Genomic DNA, 9489 nt, shown 5'->3' with positions numbered 1-9489 from the left:
CGATGTAGCAGAACGGCGCGGGCTTGGCCTGCATCGCCTCGACCAGCGCGAGCAGCACCGTGTGTTTCAGGACATCGGCGAAATTGCCGGCGTGGTAGGCGTGGCGGTAATTCATGGCGCCAGTATAGGGGCTGCGCCGAGCCGGTCCGCACAACGAAAGCTGCCGGCAAATTTCAGCCGGTCTACACATGGCCGGGTGCAGGATGCATGTGTTGCGTCCTGCAACTCATCCATGAGGACTGACCAGATGAACATGTCACGCAAATCGCTGGTGTCGATAGCCGGTTCACTGGCCCTGGCGCTGGCTGCCAGCGGCGTGGTCGCCGCGCAGGACAGCATGCCCGCGAACAGCTCCATGCGCGCGCAGCACGCCGGCATGATGAAAGGCATGCATGGCAACATGAAGAGCATGCACATGATGCCGGCCACGGTGACCACAGTGGATACGAAGACCGGCCTGGTCGAGGCGGAATCCGAAGGCATGGCGCTCAAGCTGCATTTCCCCCCAGTCGCCGTGGCCGACCTGAAAGCCGGTGACAAGATCACGCTGCACATGGGGTTCAGCAAGCCGTAAGTCGCTGGAACCCGCCTCCAGAGTTGAGGGCGTCGGGCCGCACAGGTAAGCTCGCCGCATGACTTTCTCGCTGCGCCAGCTGGTCCGCTCACGTCGCTTCCGCGCGATGGGCGTGTTGGCGTGGCTGATGCTGGTCCTCAACTCGCTGGCGGTCGCATCGCCGCAGATGGCCGGGATGCCCCAGGCCCATGCCGTGCCGATCGCGGCGGCCGGTGCGCATGCCGATCCAGCCGGGCCGGTGACGGGCATCGCGTCCACGGGGGCCGATCCGGTGGATTGTTGCGGCCAACTGGTCGCCCATCATGGCGCTTGCGCGGCGATCTGCATCACCGCGCTGGCGCCGGCGGCCGCGGTGGCACTCACCCCGGCGGCGTTGACCGCGGCTTACGCGATGCCGCGGCGGATCAGCCCGCCCTCGCGGGTTGCCGCACCGCCGCTGCGACCGCCGTTGGTCTGACTCTCCCTCGTTGTTGCCGAGCTTTGCTCATGCCGATCGCGTGCCGGTCGGTGTGCCCCATGCTTGCGATCGGCATCGGTGCGCTCGATGCCGTCGCATTGGAGAGATTCCATGAACCTGTTGCCCCCGTCGCCGACCGATCTGTCGCGACGTCGTTTCGTGCAGGGCGTCGCCATCGGCACCGCCGCGGCAGGCCTCGGCCTGCTGCGCCCGTCGAATGCCTGGGCGCTGACCAGCCCGGGCCAGCCCACCGCGCTGAGCGGCACCGACTTCGCGCTGGAGGTTGCCGAGACCGCCGTCAACTTCACCGGGGTGGCGCGACCCGCGACCACCGTCAACGGCAGCGTGCCCGGTCCGCTGCTGCGCTGGAAGCAGGGCACCACGGTGAACCTGCGCGTGACCAACCGCTTGCGCGTGCCCACCTCGATCCACTGGCACGGCATCATCCTGCCGTTCCGGATGGACGGCGTGCCCGGTCTCAGCTTCGACGGCATCGCGCCGGGCGAAAGCTTTCTCTACCGGTTCCAGGTGCGCCAGAGCGGCACCTACTGGTATCACTCGCACTCGGCTTTCCAGGAGCAGAACGCGTTGTACGGCCCGCTGGTGATCGAACCGGCCGGCCCCGAGCGCTACCCGATCGATCGCGACTACGTGGTGATGCTCAACGACTGGACCGACGAGGACCCGGAGCGCATCTACGCCAAGCTCAAGAAGCAGAGCGACTACTACAACTTCGCCCAGCCGACCGTGCCGGATTTCTTCCGCGACGTGCGCGAGAAGGGATTGGGCCAGGCGCTGGCGATGCGCAGGATGTGGAACGAGATGCGCATGAACCCGACCGACCTGGGCGACGTTTCCGGCTATACCTACACCTACCTGATGAACGGCGCTGCGCCGGCCGGCAACTGGACCGGCATCTTCAAGCCCGGCGAGAAGATCCGGCTGCGCTTCATCAACGGTTCGTCGTCCACCATCTTCGACGTGCGCATCCCCGGCCTGAAGATGACGGTGATCGCCGCCGACGGCCAGGACGTGCAGCCGGTGCCGGTCGACGAGTTCCGCATCTCGGCGGCCGAAACCTACGACGTCGTCGTCGAGCCGCAGGACGAGCGCGCGTACACGCTGTTCGCCCAGTCGATCGACCGCAGCGGCTACGCGCGCGGCACGCTGGCGCCGCGGCAGGGCATGTCCGCCGAGGTGCCGGCGCTGGACAAGCGCGTGTGGCTTGGCATGCGGGACATGATGGGCGCGATGCCGCACGCGGACCACGGCGGCGGCCATGCCGCGATGCCCGGTATGGATCATGCCGGCATGGATCACGGCAACATGGCCGGCATGGCGGCCGCACCCGCACCCGTCGTGCGCCACGCCCGTACCGAATACGGCCCCGGCGTGGACATGCATGTCGACATGCCGCGCACCAACCTCGACGATCCAGGCATCGGCCTGCGCGATAACGGCCGCCGCGTGCTCACCTATGCCGACCTGCACACCATCGGCGGCCCGATCGATGCGCGCGAGCCCGGCCGCGAGATCGAGCTGCACCTGACCGGCAACATGGAGCACTTCATGTGGTCGTTCGACGGCATCAAGTTCTCCGACGCCAAGCCGGTGCATTTCAACACCGGCGAGCGCCTGCGCATCGTGCTGGTCAACGACACCATGATGAACCACCCGATCCACCTGCACGGCATGTGGAGCGAGCTGGAGAATCCCGACGGCCAGTTCCAGGTGCGCAAGCACACCATCAACGTGCAGCCGGCCCAGCGCATCACCTATGCGGTAACGGCCGATGCGCCGGGCCGCTGGGCCTACCACTGCCACCTGCTGTACCACATGGAGGCGGGCATGTTCCGCGAGGTGGTGGTGTCATGAGGATGCATCGTCGCGACACTTCGATCGTTTCGCTTCGTTCGGCGTTGCTGGCCGCTCTGCTGCTGGCGTTGCCGCTGACGGCAATGGCGCAGAGCGCTCCCGCCTCGTCGAGCAGTACGGCGCCGATGGCGATGGGTGCCATGCCGGGCATGGATCACGCCGGCATGCACGACATGGCGATGCCGGCCACCGCAGGCAGCGCCACGAAGCCGACGATGAAAGCGCCGGCCAAGAAGGCGAGGAAGCCGCATGCTCCGGACACGCCGGCACCTTCACCCGCAGGCATGCATGACATGAGCGGGATGGATCACGGCCCGATGGCGGAGATGGATCATGGCGCCATGACCGGGATGGATCACGGCTCGACGCCTGCCACGCCCATGACATCCGGCCACGACATGTCGGGCATGCACCACGGCGCGATGCATGATGTGGATTCGGCGCCCGGCATGACCATGGTGCCGATGCAGGGCGGCCGTGCACCGGCGGGCGCGCGCAGCGGCGATTATTCCGACGGCATCGCCGCCAGCCCCGCGCACCGACTGCACATGCACGGCAGCGCGCCGGCCGGCATGCTGCTGGTCGATCAACTGGAAGCGTTCCACGGCCACAACGGCAACGGCCAGTCGTGGGAAGCCGAAGGCTGGTACGGCAGCGACACGGACAAGCTGTGGCTGCGCAGCGAGGGCGAGCGTAGCCGCGGCAGGCTCGAAGATGGCGAGGTCGAGGCGTTGTGGAACCACGCCGTCGCCGCGTTCTGGAGCACGCAACTGGGTGCGCGCCATGACTTCGGAGCCGGCCCGCAGCGGGAGTGGGCCGCGTTCGGCGTGCAGGGTCTGGCGCCGTACTGGTTCGAGGTCGAGGCAACCGCCTACGTCGGGCCTTCGGGGCGCACCGCGGCGCGCCTGCGGGCCCACTATGAACTGCTGTTCACCCAGCGGCTGATCCTGCAGCCGGAGCTGGAGGTGAACTTCCATGGCAGGTCCGACCCGGCACGTGGCATCGGTAGCGGTCTCACGGATACGAAGCTGGGGTTGCGCCTGCGTTACGAGATCCGGCGTGAATTCGCGCCGTACATCGGCGTAGTCTGGGCACGCCGCTTTGGTGCCACCGCCGACTTCGCCCGCGACGAACATCAGGCTGTTTTCGACCGGCAGTGGGTTGCCGGCGTCCGCATCTGGTTCTGAGGAAAGCCCATGAAACGACTCATCGTCACCCTCGCGATTCTCTGCGTCGTCGCCATCGCCGGCGTCGGTGCCTTCGTCTGGTCCGGCGTCTACAACATCGGCGCCGACGACCACCACACGAAACCGGTCTACGCGCTGATGCAGGCGCTGCGCGAGCGCTCGATCGAGCATCACGCAAAGGACATCGTGGTGCCCAACCTCGACGACCCGCAGCTGATCCTCAAGGGTGCCGGCCAGTACGCCGCGATGTGCACCGGCTGCCACCTGGCGCCGGGCATGGCCGAGAACGAAATGCGCCCGGGCTTGTACCCGAAACCACCGCAATTGTCGAAGTTCCGGCCCGACCCGCGCGAGGCGTTCTGGGTGATCAAGCACGGCGTCAAGATGAGTGCGATGCCGGCGTGGGGTTCCAGCCACGACGACGCCACGATCTGGAGCATGGTGGCGTTCCTGCAGAAACTGCCCGGCATGACGCCGGCGCAGTACAAGGACATCGTGGCGAAGGCGCCGCCGGATGAAGACATGGACATGGATATGCCCGGCGCAGCCGGCCACAGTCACGGTGCGGCGGAGCACGAGCATGAGCAATGACTACATCAACAGCCACACCGAACGGGGCGATGGCGTCGATCCGGCAACAACCCGCACCCACACCAGGAGAATGACCATGAAACGATGGTTTTCCCGCATGGGCATCGGCCTGTTGTTTGCCGCGCTGCTCGCGCCGGCGGCGATGGCGGCGAACGCGTTCGACGTGTACAGCGATCCGTCCTGCGGCTGCTGCGGCGCGTGGGTCGGTTACATGCGCGCGCAGGGCTACACCGTCACCGTGCATCAGGATCAGCCGATGGCGGCGGTGAAGACGCGGCTCGGCGTACCGGCCGGCGCCATGTCCTGCCACACCGCACTGATCGACGGCTACGTGATCGAAGGGCACGTGCCGGTGGAGGACATCCGCCGCCTGCTCGCCGAGCGGCCGAACGCGCGCGGCCTCGCCGCACCCGGCATGCCGATGGGCTCGCCCGGCATGGAGATGGGCGCGCCCGAGCGCTATGACGTGGTGCTGATCGGCCGCGACGGCTCGACCCGGGTCTTTGCGAGCCACGGCCCGGAAGTGTGAGCGACGCCGGAGTGTCATTCGCACCGCCGCTCGCTTGACCCGTGTCAATGACGCCCTTGATCCGTCTGCATTACAGTAGCCATGGCATGAAGCGCGCATTCCACATCCGCCCGCGTACCCGCCGCCGCCTTGCATGGTTGGTGGCCTTGATGCTGTTGTGGCAACAGGTGGCGGTGGCTGCGTACGCCTGTACCACCGTGCCGGTATCACCGGCCGCGGTGGCGACGCAGGCGGATGTGTCTTTGATGGCGGCGATGGGCGACGGCTGCGCGGAAATGCCGGCGGCTCCGGTCGATCCTCTTTGCCAGCAGCACTGCCAGCCCGATCACGCCACCCAGGTCGATGCCCGCACGGCATCGGTGCCATTCAGTGCGCTGCCGGCGCTGCCGCCGATGTCGTTGTCCGCAGCGGCCGTGGCGTTGCCGTCGGACCGGATCCTGTTGCGGCGTGACCGTTTGCGCGCGCCGCCACCCACACCCCGATTGTTGTTCTGCTCGCTCCTGATTTGATCTGACGCGTCGCGCTATCTACCGACGTGGCGCCGTGCCCATGTGGCACGACGCGAATCGCAGATCGACGGAGTGTCCACCCATGTTGTCCATTCATTTCGCCCGGCGCCTGATGGTGGCGGGCCTGACCACGCTCCTGTGGAACGCCGTGGCCGCGACGGCATGCGCCGCCGAACCGCCGCTGACACTTACGCTTGACGCCGCCATCCATCAGGCGATCGAGCGCGCCCCCATGTTGGAGGCACGCCGTGCCCAGTCGGAATCGGCCCGGCAGGAAGCGGCCCGTGCGGGTGCGCTGCCCGATCCCCAACTCACCGTCGGGGTTGGCAATCTGGCCGTGCAGGGGCCGGGGGCGTTTACGGCCGGAGGTGACAGCATGACCATGCGCACCGTCGGGGTCAGCCAGGTGTTGCCTTCGCGCAGCAAGCGCCAGGCCGAACGGGCGATGGGCAGCGCCAATGCGACTTTGGCTGCATCGTCGGAAGTGGCGACCACCTTGTCGATACAGCAGCAGGTGGCCGATGCCTGGATCACCGCGTGGGGCGCGCACCACGAAGCCATGATGCTGCAGTCCATGCGGCGGGCGTGGGCGCAAGACGTGGCCGTGGCAAAAGCGCGACTGCGTGGTGGCACCGGCAGCGCGGCGGAAGTATTGGCCGTTCGCATGGCCGCCCTCGACCTGGAAAACCGCATCGATGAGGCGAGCGCACGGGAGGACCAGGCCCGCGCGAGCCTGGCGCGCTGGCTGGGTTCATCGACCGCACAGCCGTTGGCCGATGCGCCGGACTTCGCCGTGCTGCCGCACGACGAAGCGTCCTTGCTGGCCAGCCTCGATCGTCAGGGCAACCTGCTGGGGTGGCCGGCCCGCGAACAGGCCGCCGAGGCGGCTCTTGCCGCCGCCCGTGCCGACAAGCATCCCGAATGGAACGTCGGCCTGAGCTACGGCTCCCGTGTGCGGGGCTTGTCCGACATGGTGTCGTTGCAGGTCGGGGTAAGCCTGCCGCTGTTCACGCGCAACCGGCAGGATCGGGGCATTTCCGCCCGCGCGGCTGACCTCGATGCGGTTCACGCCGAACACGATGACGCCCGCCGCCAGCAGGCCGAGGCGATCCAGTCGGCCTGGGCGCAATGGGAATCGCTCGGCCAGCAAGTGCGCCGGCATCGCGATGCCTTGCTCCCGCTGGCCAATGACCGCGCGGCTCTGGCGCTCGCCGCGTACCGCGGCGGCGGTGAGATCCAGCCCTTGCTGGATGCCCGTCGAGATGAGATCACCCACCACACCGATTACGCCCGCATGCAGGCCGAGTACGGCCGTGCCTGGGCGGCGTTGGCCTATCTATTGCCTAATTCGGAGACGACGCCATGAAGCGCGTACTGATGATGCTCGTCGCAGTTTTACTGGCGGCCGCTCTGCTCCTGATCGGCTACTTCGGTGGCCGCGATCATTCGTCATCGACACCATCGCAGGCCAATACCACCGCATCCTCGCCGGAAGGCGGCGGTAAAAAAATCCTGTACTGGTACGACACGATGGTGCCGCAGCAGCATTTCGACAAGCCGGGCCTGTCGCCGATGGGCATGCAGATGGTGCCCAAATATGCCGATGAGAAGCCGGCTGATGAGAAGCCGACCGATGAAGGGGTGGCCAAGGATGTCGTCCGGATCGATCCGGCGACGGTGCAGAACCTGGGTGTGCGCACCGCTCCGGTGGAGCGCCGCGTGCTGGCGTCGGCGATCCGGGTACCGGGTACGGTCACGTGGGATCTGCGGCAAGCCATCACCATCAGCGCCCGCACCGATGCGGTAGTGAGCAAGCTGGACGTACGCGCACCGTATGCCGTGGTCAAAGCAGGTGAGCCGCTGGCCGAACTGCTGGCGCCGCAATGGAGCAGTGCACTGGCCGAATACGATGCGCTTCAGCATGTGCAGTCGGCCGACGCGAAAGGCCTTCGCGCGGCTTCGCGGGAACGCCTGCAGGTGCTGGGCCTGACGCCTGCCGATATTCGGTCGTCGCGTCATGGCGCGGGTGCGGCGATCACGCTGCACGCCCCGCAGGCGGGCGTCGTCACGACACTGGACGTGCGTGAAGGCCAGCGTGTCACTGCCGGTCAAACCTTGATGACCGTGAATGGCCTGTCCACCGTGTGGATCGAGGCCGCCCTGCCGCAGGCGGCAGCCGGCACGGTGCGCCGTGGCACGCCGGTGGTGGTCACGGTCGATGCCCTGCCGGGTCGATCGTTTCCCGGCAACGTGGAAACCCTGCTGCCGGATGTGGATGCGATGACGCGCACCCAGCGCGCCCGCATCGTGCTCGACAATCCCGACGGTGGCTTGAGTCCGGGCATGTTTGCCACCGTGCAACTCAATCCGACTCCGGACGCGGCCGTGCCGGTGGTGCCGGACGACGCGCTGATCGCGACGGGCATCCACACGCGAGTCATCCTTGCCGAGGGAGATGGCCATTTCCGTGCTGTATCGGTGCGCATCGGGCGTGCAGCCGGCGGCTATACGGAAATTCTCGACGGCCTCACGGGCGGCGAAAAGGTCGTGGTCTCCGGCCAGTTCCTGATCGATTCGGAGGCGAGCCTGTCGGGTGCGCTGGAGCGCCTGAATAGCACCTCTGCCAAACCGGTTTCGGCCACGAGTGTGTCAATGCCGGGCATGCCGATGGGAGACGGACGATGATCGCCGCCCTGATCCGTGCGGCGATCGCGCATCGCGTGTTCGTGCTGCTGACCGCGCTGGCACTGGCGGCGGTCGGGGTGTTCTCCGCGCTGCATACGCCGGTCGATGCGCTGCCCGACCTGTCCGACACCCAGGTGATCATCCGCACCAGCTACCCGGGCCAATCGCCGCAGGTGGTCGAGGATCAGGTCACCTATCCGCTCGCCACCACCATGCTCTCGGTGCCCGGCGCGACGACGGTGCGCGCCTTTTCGTTCTTCGGCGACTCCTACGTCGATGTGCTGTTCGATGACAGCACCGACTTGTATTGGGCCCGCTCGCGGGTACTGGAGTATCTGAGCCAGGCGCGCGATCGCCTGCCGGCCGGTGTCACGCCCGCCCTCGGTCCCGATGCGACGGGACTCGGCTGGATCTACGAATACGCCCTGATCGATCGCACCGGCCAGCACGACCTCGGCCAGTTGCGCGCGCTGCAGGACTGGTTCCTGCGCTATCAGCTCAAGACCGTGCCGAATGTCGCCGAAGTCGCCACCCTGGGCGGCATGGAGCGGGCGTGGCAGATCGTGCCCGATCCGCAGGCGCTGGCGGCGCGCGGAATCACCGTGGCGCAACTGGTCGATGCAGTGCGCAGCGCCAATGGCGCCAACGGCGGTTCGGTGATCGAACAGGGTGAAGCGGAGCTGATGGTGCGCAGCGAAGGCTACCTGAAGAGCCGCACGGACTTCGAAAACGTGCCGATCACCGCCAACGCCGGCGGCGTGCCGGTGCTGCTGCGCGATGTGGCGACGGTGCGGCGTGGCCCGACGTTTCGCCGTGGCCTCGCCGAACTGGACGGGCAAGGTGAAGTAGTCGGCGGCATCATCGTGATGCGCACGGGCAAGAACGCGAAGGCCACCATCGCCGCCGTGAAAGCACGGCTGGCCGAACTGCAGCGCAGCCTGCCGGCCGGCGTCGAGATCGTGCCCACCTACGATCGCTCGCGGCTGATCGACGCCGCCGTGAGCAATCTGTGGAGCAAGTTGTTCGAAGAATTCCTGGTGGTGACGCTGGTCTGCGTGTTGTTTCTGGGGCACCTGCGCTCG

General features: G+C 67.2%; 9 protein-coding genes and 2 pseudogenes. 10 read left to right on the top strand and 1 reads right to left on the bottom strand.

All coding sequences use genetic code 11. The features are described 5' to 3' along the window. Positions 1 to 115 (bottom strand): annotated as a pseudogene (locus RHOFW104R8_RS17400) (23S rRNA (adenine(2030)-N(6))-methyltransferase RlmJ); the annotation flags it as partial. Positions 116 to 247: 132 nt separating this feature from the next. Between RHOFW104R8_RS17400 and RHOFW104R8_RS11590 the strand changes: the two are divergent. The 10 genes and pseudogenes from RHOFW104R8_RS11590 to RHOFW104R8_RS11545 form a co-directional block, all read left to right on the top strand. Next, a complete protein-coding gene (locus RHOFW104R8_RS11590; RefSeq protein WP_068095466.1) occupies positions 248 to 574 on the top strand; it encodes a hypothetical protein in 327 nt (108 codons plus the stop codon). A gap of 127 nt (positions 575 to 701) precedes the next feature. Further along, complete coding sequence (locus RHOFW104R8_RS11585) at positions 702 to 1031, top strand: hypothetical protein (RefSeq protein ID WP_153023050.1); 330 nt, start codon at positions 702 to 704, stop codon at positions 1029 to 1031. Positions 1032 to 1142: 111 nt separating this feature from the next. Continuing rightward, positions 1143 to 2906, top strand: a complete 1764-nt coding sequence (locus RHOFW104R8_RS11580) for a copper resistance system multicopper oxidase (RefSeq protein ID WP_068095470.1) — start codon at positions 1143 to 1145, stop codon at positions 2904 to 2906. Next, on the top strand, positions 2903 to 4093 hold the full coding sequence (locus RHOFW104R8_RS11575) for a copper resistance protein B (RefSeq protein ID WP_082823607.1): 1191 nt from the start codon (positions 2903 to 2905) through the stop codon (positions 4091 to 4093). The genes RHOFW104R8_RS11580 and RHOFW104R8_RS11575 overlap by 4 nt, the downstream gene beginning before the upstream one ends. Positions 4094 to 4102: 9 nt before the next feature. Beyond that, a pseudogene (locus RHOFW104R8_RS11570) lies at positions 4103 to 4675 on the top strand (c-type cytochrome); the annotation flags it as partial. 85 nt (positions 4676 to 4760) lie between these two features. Then, complete coding sequence (locus RHOFW104R8_RS11565; protein ID WP_068095481.1) at positions 4761 to 5213, top strand: DUF411 domain-containing protein; 453 nt, start codon at positions 4761 to 4763, stop codon at positions 5211 to 5213. A 56-nt stretch (positions 5214 to 5269) separates the two neighbouring features. Continuing rightward, on the top strand, positions 5270 to 5722 hold the full coding sequence (locus RHOFW104R8_RS11560; RefSeq protein WP_407071442.1) for a hypothetical protein: 453 nt from the start codon (positions 5270 to 5272) through the stop codon (positions 5720 to 5722). Between the two features lie 82 nt (positions 5723 to 5804). Continuing rightward, positions 5805 to 7088 (top strand): TolC family protein, encoded by a 1284-nt coding sequence (locus RHOFW104R8_RS11555; protein WP_068095476.1) that lies wholly within the window; start codon positions 5805 to 5807, stop codon positions 7086 to 7088. Further along, a complete protein-coding gene (locus tag RHOFW104R8_RS11550) occupies positions 7085 to 8407 on the top strand; it encodes an efflux RND transporter periplasmic adaptor subunit (protein ID WP_068095478.1) in 1323 nt (440 codons plus the stop codon). Before RHOFW104R8_RS11555 ends, RHOFW104R8_RS11550 begins: the two co-directional genes overlap by 4 nt. Continuing rightward, positions 8404 to 9489, top strand: a 1086-nt coding sequence (locus tag RHOFW104R8_RS11545) for an efflux RND transporter permease subunit (protein ID WP_161487803.1), incomplete at its 3' end; no start/stop codon positions are given. The genes RHOFW104R8_RS11550 and RHOFW104R8_RS11545, both read left to right, overlap by 4 nt.

The organism is Rhodanobacter sp. FW104-R8, assembly GCF_001617365.1.
In the GTDB taxonomy this organism is placed as follows: Bacteria; Pseudomonadota; Gammaproteobacteria; order Xanthomonadales; family Rhodanobacteraceae; genus Rhodanobacter.
The sequence above is the reverse complement of the archived record's forward strand: the minus strand, read 5'-3'. Positions and strand labels throughout refer to the sequence as shown.